The following is a 21,903-nucleotide window of genomic DNA, read 5'->3' as shown; positions in this document are numbered from 1 at the left end:
GTGTTTTATGATCTATTTACAATCTATTACAAAGACATTTACCGATGGAAAAAATCAAGTTGAGGTCCTTCATCCAGTAACTTTACATGTTCCTCGAGGGGCGTTTATTGCCCTTGTCGGACCCAGTGGTTCCGGTAAATCGACCCTCTTAACGATTATGGGTGCACTCCAAAAACCGTCACAAGGAACTGTGACGATTGACGAGCACCAACTCGCGCAATTAACAGAAAACGAACGATCAGCCCTGCGGTTTAATACACTTGGATTTATTCTACAGACATCCAATTTAATACCGTTTTTCACTGTATATGAACATTTTGAGTTTAAAGTTAAACAATCAGATCAAGCTATTTCTGCGAGTGAAATTCAAGCTCTTCTAGAATCACTTGATATTGATAAGCTACGGGATCAATACCCAGAAAGTCTCTCGGGTGGTGAGCGCCAACGGGTCGCAATTGGTCTAGCTTTGGTCTTAAAGCCAAGCATTATTCTCGCTGATGAACCAACCGCAAGTTTAGACACCGAACGTGCTTTTGATGTCATTAAGCTTTTGAAGCACATCACTAAAGAATATAATACTTCGGTAATTATGGTGACCCATGATCATCGTATGATTAAAGATTGTGATGAGACCTACGAGATGATTGATGGGAACCTCAAACGTATTTCAAGTAAGAAAGGAACTCTATGAAATCCTTATTAGTAAGTACTTTGCTCTTTAATGTATTCGCCTATTTTACAATAATTATACGCCCAAAAATCTACCGTGTAACGCTCTTTAAACCTATGATTCGTAATTTAAAATTATCACTTATACCATTTGTAGTTCTCTTGATTACCATTAGTTTTACATTGGGAATGCGTTATGTTTTCGCGATCACTCAGATGCGGATAATATTATTTTTATCAAATATTACTTTTGTATTTGGCTCGATCATTTGGATTGCATTACTACCAAATGCGACTTACTTGCTCACGGAGTTGAATTTGACACATAGGGACATGGACGAGTATGAAGTGCCAATCTGGTACGATATTATTTCTGTAACATCATTTGCGTTATCAGGTATTCTAAATACGATGCTTAATATAATGATTGTGCAATTGGGCTATTTGGTTATCATTGATCCAATTATTATTCAAACGCGCGATCAAGTCCTAATCCAACTCTCTGCGGTGCTGATAATTCTGGGAGTGGTTATCGGAATCTATCTTGGACGTGAAGTCCGGTTTAATTCATGGGACTTACTCCATCCAAAGATGTTTTTCATAAAACTTCGAGAGCATTTTAGTCTTAGAGGAAGATGGAAAAATTTTCTCTATTTTGTAGTTTTTCATCTTATATTTTTGTTGCTTATTTACAATCTATTAGGGCTTAATAATGCTTATATTTTTTTTAGAACACCTTAAACAAAGTTTATTTATCAACAATAGTTTGCAATATAATTTTTAATAGATAGATGTGTAAACAACCCTAGGGTTGTTTTTTTTAATATCATGAATTTAATTCTTTGACTAGAATGCTATAATTTAAGAACTTAAATCGCTTTAAGAATGGAGAAGCAATATGTTAAAACTTTTGAATACTATAGACCGCAATCATTATCAACTCATTACTTACCTCAACAGTGATATTCAGCCACACGCTTCAGTTGTGGACTTATCCAAACACTGTAGATGTTCTGAAAAAACGATTTACACGTATCTTGACCAAATTGCACAAGAATGGGAACCTTTGCTCACGATAGAAAAAGATAATGGTCGTTATTTTGTTAGAGAATACAATCAAAAGATGAATGAACGGATATTGCGTGTTTTTTTAATGCGATCGCTGGCGATTTCTCTTTTTATTGATATTGTAAAGAATCCGATGACTCCTAATGAAGAACGCATGACTCAGTTCTACATCAGTGAATCGACGTTCTATCGTACTTTACGAATCATGAATCAAGAATTTGCGTCAAGTGCCATACAGTTTCAACGTAATGGAAGTAGGCCTGTAAGTATCGTTTCAGATCAAGAACATTATGTACGTAAATTTGTAACGTGTTTGGTTTTAGAACTTTACGGTACAGAAAATTTAGACGATATCTTACAAATTAACACGGAAGTTGCGAAGGCATTAATTCGCAAGGCTTTCGATCAAAAAGGGATTTATCATGATAGCTTGACTCTTGTCTTCAGTGTTATTTTATTTGCTATATCGGACCTAAGAGAACAGCAAGGTTTTCATAGCAATCTATCGATGATTCCAGAGTATCAAGCTAATACGATGGACTTCTCAGGTGTTTTTCGGGGTTATCGAAATTATGATATTACACGTAGTAAGCAAAGTTTGAATGAAGTCATGTATTATCACACACAAATCTTGGACACTTTAGCTACCAAACGGTTCACGGATGCTTTTATTTCGAAATTAATGCATACATATGATTATGAATTAAGCTCGGATACGCAAGCATTCATGAGCTTAATTCATCGAACGCTATTAAATAATTATACCCTCTATCCTTTTAAAACATCTTTATTTATTGATCGGATATCGGATTTTATGAATGCATTTAATACGGATCATCCCCAATTACGTGCCGATGTGTATCAATCACTCATGATAACAAACGACCTAATGCCTCTTGACCCTCAATTATATATCGATGATTTTTTGTATTGGACAATTATGAATTGTCCGGAAATATTAAGTTATGAAGCACGAACTCAACATGTTTTAATCTATTCAGATTTGGGATATCAACATGCCGTTTACATTCGTAATGAGATTATGACGCGATTTAAACTGGACCCGAAGCAAATAATAATTGACTGTATGAGTTATTTTGAGTTAAGTTCGCTGGACTATGACCTATGTATTGGCAATATTCCTACTGTGACTGATGCAATCCTCATTGATGATTACCCGACACAAAAACAATACTTAGGGATTCTTGAAAAATTGTTTTTTTAATGTGATTTGCATCACAATTGCCGACACCCAAGATCTACAAAACCACTGTAAATCGTGAATGTCAGACACGTCCACTGTTCCGTTATAATGATACAACAAAGGAGTGTTATGATGAAAAAGAAATTGATGATTGCATTGTCTAGTTTTTTATTTATTCTATCTATAATTCCGTTAAATGCAAGTTATGAAGCATTTAATTTAGAAAGTTATGCACAGATGACTTATGATTCATTCAATACTGGGGCAAAGAATAGTATTGAATTAAAACTCAAAGCAACCGGCGCCCATACAACGTTTACCAACTTAAAGGTAGAAGTATTGATGCCTCAATTTGTACAAATAGACATAACCTCAATAAAAAATATATTGGGTGAACCATATAACGTTACACGTGATAAACAGGGGCTTCTAATTACACGTGATGTATTTGAATCTGGAACGTATCTAGAGCTTCCTCTCGTTTTCACAGTACCTAATGGTATTACGAAAACAACGGAAAATCTTTATTTTGATATCAAAGTATCTACAGATCAGCGATCGAACCCAACGCTTAACTTAAATACGAAAGTCCAAGCTAGCAGCCCATTAAAAATATCAAAGGCGTATGATGGTTTAAAAAATTCTAAACATCAAGGATCCCTCGGCTTAAGTCCTGGAATGGAAAGTGTCTGGGTTACTAAAGCGCAAATTGATCGTCAATCTCAAGGCCAACTATATATTAAAGAAGGAACACAGATTTCGATTTCTGAAACGTATCACGAATCCTTGGATTATAAGGGTATGATTTCGGGCCCGAATCCTGATTTCGTTGACTACGATGCCCGTACACTTACATGGTATTTTGATGCTCCAAGTTACGATCAACAAGATCAATTTGATTCGACCCTATTCCATCAAGAATTTAAAGTGAACTATCAAGCAAAACCAGGATCTTTAGATGACCCTGTTTCTGGAGTTGGAGTTACATCACGTCTTAAATTTATTAATGTAGATGGTGTTGTGCTAGAAGATCAAGGTTATGCGGGAACGACGCTCTATCCTTCTGAGAGTGAAACACCAGAAGTTGACGGTAACTGGTACGTTCCAGGACATTTTAGTCCTATTGATCCGTTCGGCAACCATTCTACTGATTTTGAAGCACTAAATAAACGTCCAACCGTCTATCCTTGGGCAACATTAACCTATGCACATCAAATGACTGCATTAGAACATGGTGCAGACGATCGTTATGTGGAATATAAGTGGAACTACTACATTAATAAGCATTTACGTCTTGAGTCGTTTAAAGCCCCAGGACGCTTTGATTATCGTCCAACTACAGATTATGGGGATGCAACACCTCTTCATGAACAACCCATTCTCCATGCTCATGTTTATGATGATAACAATCAAATTATCGCAACATTTAAAGATTTAGAACATGATCAAATCATTTCACGTGAAGAAATATTAAAACAAAAGAATTTATCCGAAACAACTCAAATCTCTAAAGTACAATATGATTTCCAAACAACAGTTCCTGGAATGATGATTGATGAACCTTTACCTCAAGAACATAATGGACTTTCACGCATGCCTACCTATACCTTTACGATTAAGGACACATGGCGGCAGGATTCGAAAGACAACATTACAGAGCTTAAAAATGAGATGGATATTGATACAGCGTTTCGTTATGGAATCAGTAATGATGTCGTTCGTGAACTCTATGATTTTAAGGAAAATGCAGAAAATGATTATACCATTACTTTCCCAGATGGTCGTGTAAATGCCTGGTTTGAAGGATTTCACTTTCTTGCTGCACCACGTTGGGCCAATGTAACTAAAAATCAAGAAGCATACCATCCAACTGTAACCAATTCCATTGAACTTATTGATCAATATAAAGGTCAAATATACAAAGGTTCAAATAAACTAAAAGTTGAAATTGTGAATGAACCCTCTTCAGTTGGTGCAGTTAAAGATAATGTGCATTCGATTATTTATGTACCCAGAAGTGTTCAATTTAAAGATCTTAGCCCACAAGGTAATATTAAATCGATCGAACGACTTGATCAGCGTCGTGGAAATCATGATGTCTATCATATCGTGTGGGACCTAGCACAACTTGCACCTTATGAATCCACAAGCCAAGTTTTTGATGTGGATATCTCGGGGACATATCAAGACCTTAATCTTAAAATATTTACCTTACTTGAAGCTAATGATACATTTGAAACACTTTCCGTTTCAAATCCAACAATCCAAGATACCCTTTTAATTGATTATGATGGATATACAACACAAAGTACTTTTGAATCTAAAAAAATGCTTCAAAGTCAAAATCATTATCAGATGATTTCAGACTATCAACTTAAAATTAAGAAATGGGTAAAGAATGAAAACGATGCACTCTATGATATGCAAGCATTTATCGAGTTAGACGATAAGATTGATTATAAATTACAACTCTCAAATCGTACGGGAAAAGCGATACAAGAATTTGTATTGATGGATATTCTACCTAATATTGGTGATCGTGGCATTACAGACTTCACACAACGTAATAGTGAATTTGATGTAAGTCTAACTGGTCCGATAGGGGTTGATGAAACACTGTTTGATGTATTTTATAGTACGTCTAACAATCCAAGTCGTGGAGATCTGAATCGCGTCCTCACAACTGAAGGCTTTGACACAATAGAGGATAAAGATACTACTGATCCAAATTGGATCACGGCTTCGGATGTGATGGAATGGCAGACGATTAAAAGTTTCAAAATTGAATTGAAAGATCAAAAAGAACTTTCGGAACTTCAAGATTTTGAGTTCGCATTCCAATCTGAAATGACCTATCCGGATGTGGTTAAACAAGAACTAATGAATCAACCAAACTTAACAGCGTGGAATTCATTTGCGGTCGCAATTAATGGTCATCCAGCCATTGAACCGCTAAAAGTAGCAGTTCGTACCGGCGTTATACCTCCAGAAGATAAGCCGAATAAACCATATGAAGAAGATCCAAAAGAAACACCAAAAGAAACACCAAAAGATAATCCAAGGGAAACCCCAAAAGAATCTGATAAGCCAACTCCAACCTTACCAAACACGGGTATAGCCGCGTTGAAGACGCCTTATCTCGTAATAGGACTTGGCAGTCTGTTTGTATTAAAAGGTTCTAAAAAGCGCCGTAAATAGATAAACATGTATAAAAACAAACAGTATGAAACTGTTTGTTTTTACTTTTGGTTACATGATAGAATGAAGTTAATATAATGGAGGTGATTCTAATGGAATATCTATGGCCAATTACAGGTATTTGTTCTGTTGTAATCGTATTGTTGAATCTATTTAGGAGTTTAACGGGACGTATGAAACATTGGTATCTTTACTATTCTTTATCGTTTATCTTTCCAATCTTGTTTTTATTGAGCGAATATTATCTTATTGTCCGCCTTGTGAATCGCGATGATTTCGGTACAATTGGAGATATAGCACCAACAATGTTCACGATTATTATGGGCTGTTGTCTGGTGGCTTTTATCCTCAACGGTATTTCACTTTATTTTTATGTCAAACACTATAATTTAAGAGAAAGCTACTCATAAGTAGTTTTTTTCTTTGCCGCAACCAGACGGTTCTAGGTTAGAAAAGAGCTCTATGCTAGGATTTGGATAGAAGGAGTGGTGAATATGATTATAAACCAACAAATTAAATTTTATCGAACAGAGCAAAAGATGAGTCAGGATATGTTGGCAGAAAAGCTAAATATTTCTCGTCAATCAATTTCTAAATGGGAACGAGGCGAAAGTCTTCCATCGATCGATAATCTCGTTCGATTGGGTGAGATACTTGGAATTCCATTAGATGAATTGGTGAAAGGAAAAGAAAGCTTCCCAATTCCCTTTAGTTTTGGTCAAAATACGACGAAAGTCTTCTTCGTGATATTTGTACTCATTACGACATTGGTGTGCTTTGTGACCTATACAATGAAGCCACATTTGATTGTGGTGCTTCTTGCATTTGGATATTGTTATGGAATGGTAAGTCTCATAGGTTTTCGAAATTTTAAAGACTACTATGATTTCTTTATCATTTGGAATCAAGGGATTGAGGTATATGTAGGAACCAACTTAAAACTCACAGCAACAATACTCAGTTTTATTGGTAAACGAAAAACGAAACAAATTCCTTATGCTTCAATTGAGTCAATGAAAATATACTTTAATAATAAAGGGTATGATCCAGCGACACAGGAAGGGTTAAATTATCGAAGAAGACAAACAGTTGTGGGAAGAGAAACGTTTAGTCTTATTCTTACAACTGAATATCTAGAAAACTATACCTTAAATCTTGATCGTCTCTTTTATCCACAAAGCGATGAATATAAGTATTTTTCCGCAATGATGGCATATTTTGAAAAACAAGGAATAGAAATCGATGATGCATATGGAATATTGGCGGCAATCACTGATGAATATGACATGATTGAAGCCGCATATCGAAAACAATAGCAGCAATTGCCCTCACATTCAGGATAGGACATAGAGGTAATGAGTAAATCAAAGATACATTAAAAGTATTGCCTTTAATAATATGGTATTATAATATTGGTATTTAACGAGAATACAGATATGTATTTTTAAAAATGACATGAATGATTAATTGATATTTATGTATGAAGTTTAATGAATGTGAGGAGCTTATTGTGTATTATTTTAGTTTTATATACTTATGTGCGTTTTTGTATTTTGGAAAGCACTTAGAAACAAAGAAAAAATTTATTGTTGCTGCAGTTCCGTTTATCTTGATTATTTTCTTAAGATTTGGAGTTGGGGCAGATTATTTTTCATATCAGACGATTTACGAATCCATTGATCCGCATCGGATTAACGATTCTTTCGCAAGTCTTCCCAAAATTGAAACCTTGTTTAAGGTATTGATGCTGGGTGGTCGTGCATTAGGTATGAACTATCACATTTTTTCAGGGTTACTCTGTACGGGTATTTTACTCGTAGCCTTATTATGGATTAAAGACAGTTCTGATAATTTTGAGATGGCGACCTTACTCTACTTCTCTACATTTTTCTTATATTGGAATCTTGGAGCGTTGCGACAAGTTATTGTTATTGTTGGCTCAATGTATGTTTACTTTAACCGTGATCGAGATTTCGATTGGAAAATCAAAGGTTTGACCACGTTTATTTTGTTCTTTATTCATGGAACTGCACTTGTTGTTCCTGTTCTGTACTTGGCTACCAAAATCAAGTGGTCGTTTAAATGGTTTGTGTTAATTTTCGTATTATTCCCATTAACTCGATTGATTTTTACACCTGCTGTTTTATCCATTTTTCAAAACATCCCCGTGTTATCGAAACTGCTTCTGTACTCAGATGCAGATCATATAAAAATATTGAGTGTACCCTTTTTATTGAGATTTTCAATTTTTGCGGTTACAATTTTACACTACAATAAATTAACTGAAAAATATTCAAAACAAAAAAATCTTATCGATTTTGTGTTGTTGAATATGTTGCTCTACTTCTATCTTCCATTCTCAAAAGTATTGGGAACACGTATTACAGTATTTGGCTATTATGCTACTGTAATCACTCTGCCGATGATTTTAAGTCTATATGAAGATAAAAAAATCTATAAATTAGCGTTTGTAGTCTTATTAGGTTTTAATGGAACTCAGTTCTATAATGAATTAGCAAAACAGGTAAAACGTACGGGTTATGAATATTCACCGACGCGACTAAACCTCGAGACAATTTTCCAAAAGAACTATGCAAGTTTTAATAACATGTACGCATTTGAAGTTCAAAATGGTGAATTAGTTAAAGCCCAAGTTAAAGATTATCAACAAAACAAGATGCGCACTGTTTACGCCCAAGAAGCACTATATGATCCAAATCTAGTTCATTTATCTGTGAAGTTCCCAGATAGCGAAAAAGTTAAAAAAGGTGAAGACTTCTTAACTTATGGTATCGTGAATGAAAAAGGACAAATTGTTGAATTACCGACTGCTAAGAGTCGATTTAAGATATATGGACCGTTTGTTGAAGAAACTATCGGCGAAAGATCATATTCAAGTAAATTGTATCGTAAAATCGGAAATCCATTAGTTGTGGATTATGAAACTGTAAAACCAACAATTGATGCACGAAATGAGTTTAACGATGCACGTGATTCAAAACCGTTCCCAATGACTATGGTTCCAAAACATAAAGTCATTGAGTACGATGAACTGAATGCATATAACAAAAATACTGTTTGGAGAGGGTCCATATACAAAGACTTAACGTTTACAGATCGATCATATTTTATGATTCAAACAGAACATTCTAATTATTTCTCAATAATTGACGAAGAGGGAGCGATTCTTACAGATAAGTTCTATTCCTCAATCAGTCCATTTGATGCAGATGGTATAGCTGTAGGAACGACAAAATATTCTCGTGAATACTTAGACTATAATGGAAATGTAATTTGGATGGAATTGTACGAATAAATCTGGCTTTCACTGCCAGTTGCTAGGGAGGTATAGCCATGGAATCGTTAAAAATTGATTTTGTTGTCCCGTGGGTGGACGGAAGTGATAAAGATTGGATTCGTGATCGACTCCAACTCGAAGGTAAAGACGTAGAAATTACAGACAGTGATTATCGAGATTGGGATATCTTTAAATATTGGTTTCGTGCAGTTGAGATGTATGCACCATGGGTTAATAATGTCTATTTAATTACGTATGGGCATTTACCAGAATTTTTAAATGTTGATCATCCTAAGTTAAAAATTATTAATCATACAGATTATATTCCAAAGGAATACTTACCAACATTTTCATCTCATGCAATTGAATTGAATATGCATCGTATTGAAGGTTTAAGTGAACACTTTGTATATTTCAATGATGATATGTTTCTAAACAAACCTGTTACGCCAGAAGACTTCTTTAAAGAGGGTCTTCCTTGTGATACTGCAGTTATCAACCCAATAGTTCCTGCGCGTTATGATACGATCTCGAATATCATGATTAACGATATCGGAATAATCAATCAAAATTTCAACAAACGACAAGTGATTAAAAAAAATCCATTGAAATGGTATAACTATCGTTATGGTGTGCTTAACGCGTTAAACCTCATCTTTACACCATGGTCACGGTTTCCAGGCCTGTATCAACAGCATTTGCCTACTTCATTTTTAAAGTCTACATTTGAGACAATTTGGGAAAAAGAATACGATGTATTGCATCAAACATGCTTACATCAAATTCGTGACTACAAATATGATGTGAATCAATGGGTGATTAAAGAATGGCAAATGTGCGAAGGAAACTTCATGCCAAGAAGCCACAAAATCGGAGATCGTTTCCTTATTGACAGCCTTGAAGAAGCTGAAAAAGGTGCGGCTGCTATAAAATCTAACAAGTATAAGATGTTGTGTCTTAATGATCATTATGATGGTGAAGATCTTGATGAAATCATTGAAACACTTACGAATGCTTTTAATTCTAAACTATCAAACATAAGTGGATTTGAGAAAAATAATAATTAATACAATCAAAAAGAGAAAAAATGGGCTTTCGAGAAAATCAAAGCTCATTTTTTGTTTTTTTATCAAAGGGTAATCAAAAGAGCTTATAAAAGAGCCTTATATGTAATCGGTATGAAGATTATGAAATATAATGTCACACTGATAAAACGATATTTAATGATATTATGTGATATAATATTTCCGTTGTATATACATATAAAAAGTAATAGGGGAAGGTTTGGGGAAATTAATGAAAAAGAATAAAGTTGTCATGGTGTTTTTTGATATTTTAGTTTTAATTCTTTCAATTATCGGTGGTTTAGCAATCCTTAATAATTCGCATTATGCAATGGAGTTATTGTATCAGCGGGTTGGTCTTTTTGAAGTGGGATTAATCCTTGTAATGTATCTCATTTTCTATAAGATATTTTCACTTGATAAAATGATTTGGAGAAAAATATCTGTCCATGAAACAATACGAATTGGTTTAGCTAATATCATGGCGTTCTTATCCTGTATGGTGATCATAATCATTCGTAATGACGAGCTCATTGGAACGCGTGCTATGATTGTGATTACGGGATTGAATGTACTCTTGCAACTAGCAGTACGTTTTGTTGTTCGTTACTATTACGATAAAAAAGAACGCGTAGCCGTAAAAGGTAAAAAACTCCAATCAATTCTAATTTACGGTGCAGGTAGTGCTGGACAAATGATTCTAAATGAAATCAGTCGAAATAATGAATATGGATATAAAGTTATTGGATTTATTGATGATAATCCAAACTTGAAAAATAGTATTATTTATTCAGTACCAGTTCTAGGTAGTATTGATGACATCGAAAAAGTTGTAAAGAAATATGCTGTAGAGTGTGTTTTTGTTGCGATGCCATCTCAACCATTAAATACCCAAAAGGAAATTATTAATAAACTCGTGAAAATTGGGGTGGATGTTAAAACTGTAGAGTCTGCTCAAAAATTAATTCAAAATAAAAACCTAAAAAATAGTCTTCGTAAAATTGAAATTAGTGATTTACTCAATAGACCGGAGATTATAATCGATGATGTAGAAATTTTCAGAAACTTAGATAGTCAGCGTGTGCTCATAACGGGAGCTGGTGGTTCTATTGGTTCAGAGTTAGTGCGGCAAGTAGTTAAGTATTCACCAATGTCCTTAACTTTAGTAGATATTAATGAAAATGGATTGTACGATATTCAGCAAGAACTTAGAATTATGGAACGTGAAGGCGTCATTCCGAAAATAAAAGTCTCGGCAATTATTACATCTGTTCGTGATCAGTCTTCTCTTGAAAAAGTTTTTGAGTCTACAAAACCAACAATTGTCTTCCATGCTGCGGCTCATAAGCATGTTCCTCTAATGGAAGATGCTCCAGAAGAGGCAATTAAAAATAATATTTTTGGAACATTCAATATCATTCAAACATCTATAAAGTACAAAGTAGAAAAAGTCATAAATATTTCAACGGATAAAGCGGTGAACCCAACAAATATAATGGGGGCTACCAAACGATTTAATGAAATGATGCTTCAAGCATTTGATAAATGTTCAAGTACGAAATTTGTTGCTGTAAGATTTGGAAACGTATTGGGATCAAATGGATCGGTGGTACCACTATTTAGAAAACAAATCGAACAAGGCGGACCAGTTACGGTAACGCATCCAGAAATAATTCGATATTTTATGACAATACCCGAAGCCGTGAGTTTAGTATTACAAGCGGCTACCTATGCAGATGGTGGAGAAATTTTTGTATTAGATATGGGAGAACCTGTTAAAATTCTAAGTTTAGCAGAGAAAGTAATCGAATTAAGTGGCTATGTACCATACAAAGATATAGAAATTAAATTTACAGGACTAAGACCTGGTGAAAAGCTTTATGAAGAATTATTAATGGCAGAAGAAGGATTGCAAAAGACACCAAATGATTTAATACACATTGCAAATCCAATAAATTATGAGATTGATGCGATTAAAACCTCACTACTAACATTAAAACAAGCAGTTGATGGAGAAATCGATGTCTATGATGCGATTAAAGAAACAGTTCCAACTTATTCTAAGAATAACGAGAAATAAAAAGGGGTAAATATGAGTAAAAGAATATTATTAGCTTCTCCTCACATGAGTGAAGAAGGTTTTGAACAAGAATATATAAACAAAGCATTCGAATCCAACTGGATTGCGCCTTTAGGACCTAATGTTGATGGATTTGAACAAGATATTAGAGACTATACGAAATCAACTGAAGCACTTGCATTAAGTAGTGGTACAGCTGCAATTCATTTAGCACTTAAATTATCTAATATTAAACCTGGAGATAATGTTTTTTGTCAATCTCTTACTTTCGCAGCAACTGCAAATCCAATTATGTATGAAAAAGCTAATCCTATTTTCATCGATAGTGAATATTTGACATGGAATATGAGCCCTGAAGCACTAGAACGTGCGTTTGAAAAGTATCCTGGTACAAAAGTGGTTATCGTTGTACATCTGTATGGTATTAATGCTCGTATGGATGAGATACGTCAAATTTGTGATGATAATAATGCGATACTTATTGAAGATGCTGCGGAATCCCTTGGTAGTTCTTACAAAGATAAAGCATCTGGAACTATCGGTGATTTTGGGATCTTTTCGTTTAATGGGAATAAAATTATCACAACTTCAGGTGGGGGAATGCTTGTTTCGTCAAACAAAGATATGATTGATAAAGCGCGTTTTTGGGCTACACAAGCGCGTGAACAGGCTCGACACTATCAACATAATGAAGTGGGTTATAATTATCGTTTAAGTAACGTACTTGCTGGGATAGGTAGAGGTCAAATGCGCGTGCTCGATCAACGCGTTGCTCGAAAAAAAGAAATTTTCAAAAAGTATAAAGAAAGTCTAGGACATTTAGATGGAATCACATTTATGCCAGAAAATGAATGGTCAGAGAATAATTATTGGTTGAGTTCAATGATTGTTAAGAATTCACACATCACAGCTTTTGATGTTATTGTCGCATTAGAGAATGAAAACATTGAATCAAGACCTGTTTGGAAACCAATGCATTTACAACCTGTTTTCTCAGAGTATGATTTTATCAGTGTTGATAATCATGATGTCTCTAAAGATTTATTTGAACATGGTGTCTGCTTACCAAGTGATACAAAAATGACAGAGTTAGATCAAGAGACAGTAATTGAAATTATTAGAAAGGTGTTTAATGAAGATGAAAAATAGTCAATCATTTTATACTGTCGTTCTCAAGCGGATATTAGACATTGTTTTATCACTATCTGGTATCATTATTTTTAGCTGGTTGTATATTATTCTGTTCTTCTTAATTGGTAAAAAACTAGGGAAACCAATACTTTTCAAGCAAGAAAGAACCGGTAAAAATGGTAAAATATTTACAATGTATAAATTTCGCACCATGAGAAATTCTTTTGATGAGAGCGGTGAATTTCTAAGTGATGACGAACGAATGACGACTTTTGGGTCTAAACTTAGAAGTCTGAGTTTAGATGAACTTCCTGAATTGTTTAACATCTTAAAAGGCGATATGTCCGTGATCGGACCTCGTCCTTTGCTTCCAAAGTATCTTCCACGGTATTCTAAAGAACAGTATAAGAGACATGATGTAAAGCCTGGATTGACTGGGTTAGCTCAGGTAAATGGTCGTAATGCTATAAGTTGGGAAAAGCGATTTGAATTCGATGTAGAATATACTGAAAAAGTATCGTTTTTTTACGATTTAAAAATTTTTTTTATGACAATTAAGACTGTATTAGTAAGAGAAGGTATAAGTTCAGAAGGAACTTCAACAATGGAAGAATTTATGGGGGATAAAAATGAACATATTATTTTGTAGTGTTGGAAGACGTGGAGAATTAGTCAAAGATTTTAAAAAAACAATGAAAAATCATGGGAATATTATCGCTACAGATTGTAGCGAGTATGCACCAGCTATTTATTTAGCTGATAAATATTATATTACATCGAGAATCGATGATGAGAATTACATTTCAGAATTAATAGATATTTGTAAGAAAGAAGATATTAAGGCTATTATGACATTTATAGATCCTGAAATTGAAATTCTTACTAAAAATAGAGAATTATTTAAAGAAATAGGCGTAGAAGTTTTACATCCTGAATACGAAACAGCCAAAATTTGTTTTGATAAATATAAATTTGCGAAACATCTTGAAGCGAACAGTATTTCTACAGTTAAAACTTATGGCGATATTAAAGAATTTTTAGAAAATAAAGATGGTGTTGATTTTCCTGTTTTTGTAAAACCAAGAACTGGTAGTGGTAGTGTTGGTGCTCGTAAAATAAATAATATTGATGAGCTTGAAGTTGCCTTCTCGGATGACAAGTCCCTAATTATTCAAGAATTAATGGACGAAGAAGATGTAGATGTAGATGTTTACGTTGATACTCATAGTCGAGAACTTGTGAGTTTCTTTTCAAAGCGTAAAATTGAAACGAGAATCGGTGGTGCAAGCAAAACAATTTCATTTATTGATAAAAACATAGAGCCATTACTTGAAGAATTAGTAAATTGTTTAGATTTTTATGGGCCGATGGATGTTGATTTATTCTATAAAAATGGCCAATATTTCATATCTGAAATTAATCCGCGTTTTGGTGGCGCATATTTACATGCTTATGGTGCCGGTGTGGATTTTGTAGAATTTATTATGAATAATCTCGAAGGGAAAGAGAACTCCAAATCTTTTTACCAATATGATGAAGGTGTTTTAATGATGATGTATGATAGTGTAGTAATTAAGAGAAAAGGAGAAATAGATAATGAATAAGTGTTTAATTGTTACTACAGTAGGCGTAACTATTAAAGCATTTTTGCTTCCACACATCGAGTATTTGAAGAAACAAGGGTATTCCGTAGAAGTTGCATCAAATTTTGACGACATCCGTGATGAGGCTTATAAACTTATAGAGGGTACGAATGTCGTAATGCATCAAATTGACTTTACTAGAAGTCCAAAGTCAATTCCAAGTCATTTTAAGAGCTATAAGCAAATAGCCTCATTAATAAATTCTGAAAAATATAATAAAATTTTTGTACATACGCCAATTGCCGCATTTTTAACTCGTAAAGCGGCATATAGATCTGGTGCTGAAGTCACCTATTTCGCTCATGGACTTCATTTTTATAATGGAGCACCGATGCACAATTGGTTAATATTTGAAACCATTGAAAAGGTTGCGTTAAAATGGACGGACAATGTGGTTACTATTAATCAAGAGGACTATGACTATTTTATGCGTGTAAAACCTGATCGTGTAAATCTTTGTAAAATACCGGGTATAGGTCTTAGCAAGTCATTTATGATTAAGTTAGAACAAAATCAAGATTCACTTGATGAATCTTTTGGAATTCATGCTGATGATTTGTTAGTGCTAAGTATTGGTGAACTAAATGAAAATAAAAATCATATTTTAGCGATTAAGGCTATGAAAAACTTAATTGAGAAGAATAAGAAGGTCAAGTATATTATACTTGGTACTGGTGATCGTTTGAACGAATATCAGGAGTATATTGCGGAAAACAATCTTGAAAATAATATCTTTTTTGGAGGATATCAAAGCAATGTGGTGACTTTCTTAGAACGTACTGATTTATTTTTGAGCTGTTCGTATCGTGAAGGGCTCCCTGTTAGTGTTCTTGAGGCAATGGCAACAAAAAAACCAGTTCTTCTATCAAATATTCGCGGCCATGTTGATTTGATTAAGAATGATAAGTTTATTTATGATATAAAATCAATCAGTCCTGAGGGTTTGGCAAATCATATCGAAAATCTTATTTCAGATAAGCACGAGTTAGAAGAAGAAGGAATAAGAAATTATAATATGAGTTCAAAATATCAATTAGATAATGTGTTTATAGCTTTAAATGATGTGTATTGCCAAAATGAAGATTGATTAAGGAAGTTTTAGAGGAGTTATTATGTTAGAAAAATTATTAAGCAGTAAAGAAAGTAAAATCGCACTGATTTATTCAGTCACATACTTTTTTACGATTTTAGGATTTAATCAGAATTATAGTTATCTCGTGTTTCTACTTGGAATTGCATTTTTTAGTTATGCAACATTCAGTTATAAGCAAGAGGGAGGGGTAGAAAACATTATTTTCCATCTCCTTATCTATTCTGTACCGCTATCATTTGTGAATGTCATGGGTATGAGATCTAAACCATTATTCCTAACATGGTTTAATATTTTGTTGCTCGTTTTAATTCTGTATCTATTCGTATCATTTGCTTTAAAAATTAATTCGATAGATTTTAAGAAATATCCAAAAAATCAAAAGGGATTCTTAATTTCAAGTATCATCTTTTTAATTGGAATTTCTTGCGTAATATTGAGTTCCCCTAATTTTATTAGCGCTGCATCACAAGCTTACTATCTCGTGCTGTTTGTTGTATTACTAACGCTACTCGTCCTAAATACGCCTTTTCTATCCTTTAAGATTGATTCCTTAAAAAAAAGTTATAGAATTACGGCTTTATCTACTGCGTGTTTTTTGGTTATGCAAGTTTTCTTATTTTATGTTTTCAATACAGAAGTAGGTTTTCATTTAAGATTTATTCGATCTGCAACTGATTACAGGGATGCTTTCGCAGTTGTGTTTGCAGATTTTAGTTTCTTATCGTTATTTCTATCTTCAGCAATTCCTCTTGTTTGGAAACATAATAAGTCAATAACATACAGAATCTCGAGTGCGGTAATTTTATTAATTGCAAGTTTTTTAACTTCTGCTCGTACAGGTTTATTTTGCTTCGTTGTAGTCCTTGCAGTAATCTTTTATGTTGAAATACTTAAAGGAAATAAAATATCAAGAAAGCAAAAAATACGCTTCAGTTTAATTCTCGTTGCTGTTGGGATTACATTAGTGGGATTGTTGACATTATGGCGTGGAAATAAGTTGTTTGATGATAGTGGACGATTTGATCTAATGTATAAAGCAGTAACATTGTTTAAGAGCAATGTACTTTTAGGGATCGGTTTTGGTATGAAACAGTATCCTGGTGTCATTCCACATAACATTTTCTTCCAATACTTAGCTCAAGGCGGCTTGTTCCTAATATTGCCATTACTCTACTATATTTATCAATCGTACTTTGTTCTATTTGGTCAGAGAAGCAATATTGATTTAAAATATGCCTTGATGATTATTTTAGTTGGTTCACAGTTAATTGGTAATATTGTCGACTCAAGGTTCCTACTTGTTATTATTATGCTTATTATGGTAGGCAATGAAAATAAATGGGAGATTAAAAAGGATGAGTAAACTAAAGACAGCAATCAAAAATAGTACTTTTTTATTCAAACTTTACAACCTCGTTGGTAATACATTTATAAAAATAAATGGAATATTTTTTAGAAACAGAAAAAAACAAGTATTATTTCTTTCTTTTGGAGGTAAAGGCCTCTCGGATAGTCCTTTTGCAATATTTAAATTAATGTTGGAAGATCCTGACTTTGAAGACCATAAATTTATTTGGGCAGTTGATAAATCTGTTGATACGTCCGTATTTGATTATCCGCGTACAAAGTACATTTCAACAGATAAGCCATCTTATTTTAAGTATTTATTTCAGTCCGAAATTTGGATTACAAATACGACAGTTTCTAGAGGTTTAAAAATTAAAAAGCCAAGTAATGTTGTATATATAAATACATGGCATGGGACACCATTTAAAAAAATTGGTAATGATGTTGATGGAACAGGTGTTTTCTCAGGAAAAAGTAAGAGTATTGCTTTATTAAATGATCCTTGTTACTTAGTCCAATCAAATTATGAAAAACAAATATTTATTAACGCATTCGGAACACTTGAAGAATCTATTTATCTAACGGGATTACCACGAAACGATGAACTCAAAAATATTGATCAAAACCAAGTTGTTTTAATAAAAGAGGCTCTGAATATTAATACAGAGAAAAAGGTAATATTATTTGCACCTACTTTTAAAGAATATAAAACTTATGATTACTTTGAAGAGAAAAAAGCGATGATTGATAAACTTTCAGATAAATACTATATTTTATATCGAGGTCACCATGCTGCAAGTGATTCAAGAAAATATGATAACATTGATAATCCGAATTTTCTCAATGTCAGTACTTACCCAAACTTGAATGATTTATTTAAAGTGAGTGATATTGTAATAACAGATTATTCTAGTTTATGTGTTGATTTCGCAATCCTAGATAGACCAATTTATTTTGTAACTCCTGATTTTGAAGAGTATCAAGATAAAAGAGGTTTATATATTAATTATGATGAATTGTTTAATGTAGGAAACTTCACTTCATTTGATCATCTTACAAATTATTTGAATGAGACAAGTGATCACCAATATGGTTATATGAATACATCTGTAATTCACGAGAAATTTATTGATGAGTGTGGATGTGCAACTCATAAAGCTATCGAATTGATAAAGACACTAATGAGGGGGTAAACAAATGAAAAAAGTTATAACATACGGTACGTTTGATTTATTACATCAAGGTCATATTAATATTCTAAAGCGTGCTAAAGCGTTAGGAGATTATTTAATTGTAGGAATTTCTACGGATGAATTCAATGCGCTCAAGAAGAAGGATTCATTCCATTCTTTTGAAACACGAAAATATATACTTGAAGCGATAAAGTATGTAGATGAAGTCATTCCTGAAGAGACATGGGATCAAAAGGTTACTGATGTTTTAAATAATGAAGTTGATGTCTTTGTGATGGGTGATGATTGGGAAGGGAAATTTGACGATCTGAAAGAGTATTGCGAAGTTGTATACTTACCCAGAACACCTCATATCTCTACCACACTGATTAAAGAAGAATTAAATAATTCCAAATAAAACCACATATTAACACTGTATCTCTCTCTTAATAGTAGGGCTGAAGCTATAGTGTTTTTATTTGCACTTAACTAAATAGAATGACCAAAGTTGATATAAGAAAAACTTATGTCATCACATGTTTATATTGAAGTGATATCATTTCAATACTTTACTTAGTTCGATTTTTAGTACAGTTTTAATAATAATTGAAATAAAATGATAAGAATATTTAGGTAATGAAGCAAACCTTGTTAAAAAACACAACAAATTTCACATAATAGTTCAAATATGTGCGTAATATGTGATTTTTATTGTAAAAAGTCTATAATACTTTTCGTTATCGCACCATAAGTCAACGTTATGGGAGTATTATGTTTATACCAAGAAGCATAGGGGAAGCAAATGTGCTTTTTGATATATCAATTAACGGAGGAGAATTTAATGGATATTATAAAACAAGTCCTGTCTGATCAGGCGTTTCTAGGAGCGATATTCTCAACAATATCAATCATCCTTTTAGGTTACTACCTAAAGAAAACAAATAAAGTTACAGATGATGCATCAAAAGCATTAACTGCAGTATTACTTAATGTTGCGTTACCAGCATTAGCATTTAAAGCATTTATGACAGATATTAAACCTGAAACATTTACTGTAGGTTTAAACTCATTCATCTTTGGTTTTGTTGCATATGTACTTTTAATTCTTATCACATTAGCTTATACAGCTAAATATAAAGGTGATAAACTTGATGCAATGCGTGGACTTACAATCTTTGGATCCACAACATTCTTCGGTATTCCTATCATTTCAGCTTTCTTAGGAAATGAAGGAGCACTTTACGCAAACTTATTTAATGTAGCATACCGTGTATTCCTATACTCATATGGCTATATCTTATTCTCAGGTTTAAAATTTGAGAAGAAAAACTTAAAACAAATTATTCTTAACCCAATCATTATTGCTACATTCTTAGGATTCTTGATTTGGATGTTCCAAGCAAGCCTGCCACAAGTAACTGTAGGCGCTGGTGAAACTGCTAAGACAGTTGCATTCTTACGTTTAGATGTGACACTTCCATGGTTCATGAAAGCTGTTGGTTACTTAGCATCATTATCATCACCACTTGCATGGTTAGCAATCGGTATGACATTAGCAAAAATTTCACTTAAAGATGCAACTAAAGACGTTAATGTTTGGATCTACTCATTTGGAAAACTGGTTGTTGTTCCAGCAATTATGCTACTTATCATGATTTTCTACAAGAAAATCGGATTCTTACCTTTAGACTACGTTGCGATTACTGGTGTAATCATCATGCTTGCAACACCACCTGCAACCGTTGCCGTAAGTTATGCAATTAATTTTGATAAAGAAGCATTATTCTCGTCAAATGCATCACTTGTTGCTACAGTATTATCGATTGTTGCAATCATTTTATGGTTAGTTATTCTTACAGCATTACATGGCGTAGGAATTATCTAAGAATCAAAAAAGGAGATTTAAAATGAAACTATTATGCTACGGTGTTCGACCAGTAGAAAAACAATTCTTTGTAGAGTTAAATGAAAAATTTAATTTTGACTTAGTCTTAACAGAAAAAATGCTAAATGACGAAACAGTTCATATGGCAGAAGGTTGTGAGGCAGTAATGCTTCGCGGGAATTGCCCAGGAAATCGCCAAAATTTAGAGATTTACAAAAATTATGGCGTTAAGTATGTCTTAACACGTACTGTAGGATATAACCATATCGATTTAGAAGCTGCTAAAGAATTTGGTTTAAAAGTTGCTTATGTACCATTCTACTCGCCTAATGCAATTGCTGAATTAGCATTAACACTTTCATTAACACTTGCACGTCATACTCAATACACTGCAAACAATACACATAAAGGAAACTTCAAAATTGATGACTTTATGTTTAGTAAAGAAATTCGTAAATCAACAGTTGGGATTATTGGTTTAGGTAAAATCGGATTTACCGCAGCTACAATCTTCAAAGGTGTTGGTGCCAATGTTATTGGTTATGATGTTGTTGAAAAAGACTATCTTGGAGATACATGTACTCAAGTAGATCTTGAAACACTTTTAAAAGAGTCAGACATCATCTCGATGCATATGCCTTACTTCAAGGGGTCAAATGATGAATTCTTGAATGCAGAGAAAATTGCTCAAATGAAAGATGGCGTTATTGTTGTGAATACTTCACGTGGAGAACTTCAAAACATTAATGATATTCTTGATGCTGTTGAATCTGGAAAAATCCAGGGTTTCGCGGCAGATGTTCTTGCAAATGAAACAAAATACTTTAATAAGGATTTATCAGGAGAAGCGTTTGATGAACTACAAACACGTTTGAATAATCTTTATCCACGCGTTCTTGTAACCCCACATGTTGGTTCATATACTGATGAAGCTGTAAGTAATATGGTCGAATACTCATATGAAAACCTTCAAGAGTTTATCGACAAAGGTGAATCAAAGAATCAATTAGCTTAAATTTACTAAAACCGTCGCAAGACGGTTTTTTTTTAT

General features: G+C 33.4%; 18 protein-coding genes. All 18 read left to right on the top strand.

Features of this window, described 5'->3' with window-relative positions; genetic code table 11:
* Positions 1 to 7 precede the first annotated feature (7 nt).
* Positions 8 to 691, top strand: coding sequence for an ABC transporter ATP-binding protein (locus NMG63_RS07885; protein WP_254006907.1), 684 nt, complete (start codon positions 8 to 10; stop codon positions 689 to 691).
* Positions 688 to 1,410, top strand: coding sequence for a DUF1361 domain-containing protein (locus NMG63_RS07880; protein WP_254006906.1), 723 nt, complete (start codon positions 688 to 690; stop codon positions 1,408 to 1,410). The genes NMG63_RS07885 and NMG63_RS07880 overlap by 4 nt, the downstream gene beginning before the upstream one ends.
* Before the next feature lie 157 nt (positions 1,411 to 1,567).
* Positions 1,568 to 2,962: a helix-turn-helix domain-containing protein gene (locus NMG63_RS07875; protein WP_254006905.1), complete on the top strand. Its 1,395-nt coding sequence runs from the start codon at positions 1,568 to 1,570 to the stop codon at positions 2,960 to 2,962.
* A gap of 111 nt (positions 2,963 to 3,073) precedes the next feature.
* Positions 3,074 to 6,139, top strand: a complete 3,066-nt coding sequence (locus NMG63_RS07870; protein ID WP_254006904.1) for a peptidase — start codon at positions 3,074 to 3,076, stop codon at positions 6,137 to 6,139.
* Between the two features lie 92 nt (positions 6,140 to 6,231).
* Positions 6,232 to 6,549 (top strand): hypothetical protein, encoded by a 318-nt coding sequence (locus NMG63_RS07865; RefSeq protein WP_254006903.1) that lies wholly within the window; start codon positions 6,232 to 6,234, stop codon positions 6,547 to 6,549.
* Between the two features lie 84 nt (positions 6,550 to 6,633).
* Entirely contained in the window at positions 6,634 to 7,455 is an 822-nt protein-coding gene (locus tag NMG63_RS07860) for a helix-turn-helix domain-containing protein (RefSeq protein WP_254006902.1), read from the top strand.
* 194 nt (positions 7,456 to 7,649) lie between these two features.
* Positions 7,650 to 9,455, top strand: a complete 1,806-nt coding sequence (locus NMG63_RS07855) for an EpsG family protein (RefSeq protein WP_254006901.1) — start codon at positions 7,650 to 7,652, stop codon at positions 9,453 to 9,455.
* A gap of 38 nt (positions 9,456 to 9,493) precedes the next feature.
* Positions 9,494 to 10,504, top strand: coding sequence for a stealth family protein (locus tag NMG63_RS07850; protein ID WP_254006900.1), 1,011 nt, complete (start codon positions 9,494 to 9,496; stop codon positions 10,502 to 10,504).
* A gap of 229 nt (positions 10,505 to 10,733) precedes the next feature.
* Entirely contained in the window at positions 10,734 to 12,581 is a 1,848-nt protein-coding gene (locus NMG63_RS07845; protein ID WP_254006899.1) for a polysaccharide biosynthesis protein, read from the top strand.
* A 12-nt stretch (positions 12,582 to 12,593) separates the two neighbouring features.
* Positions 12,594 to 13,730, top strand: coding sequence for a DegT/DnrJ/EryC1/StrS family aminotransferase (locus tag NMG63_RS07840; protein WP_254006898.1), 1,137 nt, complete (start codon positions 12,594 to 12,596; stop codon positions 13,728 to 13,730).
* Positions 13,720 to 14,361 carry a sugar transferase gene (locus tag NMG63_RS07835; RefSeq protein WP_254006897.1) on the top strand — a complete coding sequence of 214 codons (642 nt, stop codon included), beginning with the start codon at positions 13,720 to 13,722 and terminating at the stop codon, positions 14,359 to 14,361. The genes NMG63_RS07840 and NMG63_RS07835 overlap by 11 nt, the downstream gene beginning before the upstream one ends.
* Positions 14,342 to 15,316: an ATP-grasp domain-containing protein gene (locus NMG63_RS07830; protein ID WP_254006896.1), complete on the top strand. Its 975-nt coding sequence runs from the start codon at positions 14,342 to 14,344 to the stop codon at positions 15,314 to 15,316. The genes NMG63_RS07835 and NMG63_RS07830 overlap by 20 nt, the downstream gene beginning before the upstream one ends.
* Entirely contained in the window at positions 15,309 to 16,442 is a 1,134-nt protein-coding gene (locus NMG63_RS07825) for a glycosyltransferase (RefSeq protein WP_254006895.1), read from the top strand. The genes NMG63_RS07830 and NMG63_RS07825 overlap by 8 nt, the downstream gene beginning before the upstream one ends.
* Positions 16,443 to 16,467: 25 nt before the next feature.
* Positions 16,468 to 17,811 carry an O-antigen ligase family protein gene (locus NMG63_RS07820; protein WP_254006894.1) on the top strand — a complete coding sequence of 448 codons (1,344 nt, stop codon included), beginning with the start codon at positions 16,468 to 16,470 and terminating at the stop codon, positions 17,809 to 17,811.
* Positions 17,804 to 18,988, top strand: coding sequence for a CDP-glycerol glycerophosphotransferase family protein (locus tag NMG63_RS07815; protein WP_254006893.1), 1,185 nt, complete (start codon positions 17,804 to 17,806; stop codon positions 18,986 to 18,988). Before NMG63_RS07820 ends, NMG63_RS07815 begins: the two co-directional genes overlap by 8 nt.
* A 4-nt stretch (positions 18,989 to 18,992) precedes the next feature.
* Positions 18,993 to 19,385, top strand: a complete 393-nt coding sequence (tagD, locus tag NMG63_RS07810) for a glycerol-3-phosphate cytidylyltransferase (protein ID WP_013853333.1) — start codon at positions 18,993 to 18,995, stop codon at positions 19,383 to 19,385.
* Positions 19,386 to 19,808: 423 nt separating this feature from the next.
* Positions 19,809 to 20,852: an AEC family transporter gene (locus NMG63_RS07805; RefSeq protein ID WP_013853332.1), complete on the top strand. Its 1,044-nt coding sequence runs from the start codon at positions 19,809 to 19,811 to the stop codon at positions 20,850 to 20,852.
* Positions 20,853 to 20,874: 22 nt separating this feature from the next.
* The gene (locus NMG63_RS07800; RefSeq protein ID WP_123171057.1) at positions 20,875 to 21,867 is read left to right on the top strand and encodes a 2-hydroxyacid dehydrogenase; all 993 of its coding nucleotides are present in this window, start codon (positions 20,875 to 20,877) and stop codon (positions 21,865 to 21,867) included.
* Positions 21,868 to 21,903 lie beyond the last annotated feature (36 nt).

The sequence above is a fragment of the Erysipelothrix amsterdamensis genome (assembly GCF_940143175.1).
GTDB lineage: Bacteria > Bacillota_I > Bacilli_A > Erysipelotrichales > Erysipelotrichaceae > Erysipelothrix > Erysipelothrix amsterdamensis.
The sequence above is the reverse complement of the archived record's forward strand: the minus strand, read 5'-3'. Positions and strand labels throughout refer to the sequence as shown.

Excerpts from the sequence above, each read along its gene's own strand:
- NMG63_RS07885 (WP_254006907.1), top strand. The coding sequence starts at position 8 with ATGATCTATTTACAATCTATTACAAAGACATTTACCGATGGAAAAAAT.
- NMG63_RS07880 (WP_254006906.1), top strand. The coding sequence starts at position 688 with ATGAAATCCTTATTAGTAAGTACTTTGCTCTTTAATGTATTCGCCTAT.
- NMG63_RS07875 (WP_254006905.1), top strand. The coding sequence starts at position 1,568 with ATGTTAAAACTTTTGAATACTATAGACCGCAATCATTATCAACTCATT.
- NMG63_RS07870 (WP_254006904.1), top strand. The coding sequence starts at position 3,074 with ATGAAAAAGAAATTGATGATTGCATTGTCTAGTTTTTTATTTATTCTA.
- NMG63_RS07865 (WP_254006903.1), top strand. The coding sequence starts at position 6,232 with ATGGAATATCTATGGCCAATTACAGGTATTTGTTCTGTTGTAATCGTA.
- NMG63_RS07860 (WP_254006902.1), top strand. The coding sequence starts at position 6,634 with ATGATTATAAACCAACAAATTAAATTTTATCGAACAGAGCAAAAGATG.
- NMG63_RS07850 (WP_254006900.1), top strand. The coding sequence starts at position 9,494 with ATGGAATCGTTAAAAATTGATTTTGTTGTCCCGTGGGTGGACGGAAGT.
- NMG63_RS07845 (WP_254006899.1), top strand. The coding sequence starts at position 10,734 with ATGAAAAAGAATAAAGTTGTCATGGTGTTTTTTGATATTTTAGTTTTA.
- NMG63_RS07840 (WP_254006898.1), top strand. The coding sequence starts at position 12,594 with ATGAGTAAAAGAATATTATTAGCTTCTCCTCACATGAGTGAAGAAGGT.
- NMG63_RS07835 (WP_254006897.1), top strand. The coding sequence starts at position 13,720 with ATGAAAAATAGTCAATCATTTTATACTGTCGTTCTCAAGCGGATATTA.
- NMG63_RS07830 (WP_254006896.1), top strand. The coding sequence starts at position 14,342 with ATGAACATATTATTTTGTAGTGTTGGAAGACGTGGAGAATTAGTCAAA.
- NMG63_RS07825 (WP_254006895.1), top strand. The coding sequence starts at position 15,309 with ATGAATAAGTGTTTAATTGTTACTACAGTAGGCGTAACTATTAAAGCA.
- NMG63_RS07820 (WP_254006894.1), top strand. The coding sequence starts at position 16,468 with ATGTTAGAAAAATTATTAAGCAGTAAAGAAAGTAAAATCGCACTGATT.
- NMG63_RS07815 (WP_254006893.1), top strand. The coding sequence starts at position 17,804 with ATGAGTAAACTAAAGACAGCAATCAAAAATAGTACTTTTTTATTCAAA.
- tagD (WP_013853333.1), top strand. The coding sequence starts at position 18,993 with ATGAAAAAAGTTATAACATACGGTACGTTTGATTTATTACATCAAGGT.
- NMG63_RS07805 (WP_013853332.1), top strand. The coding sequence starts at position 19,809 with ATGGATATTATAAAACAAGTCCTGTCTGATCAGGCGTTTCTAGGAGCG.
- NMG63_RS07800 (WP_123171057.1), top strand. The coding sequence starts at position 20,875 with ATGAAACTATTATGCTACGGTGTTCGACCAGTAGAAAAACAATTCTTT.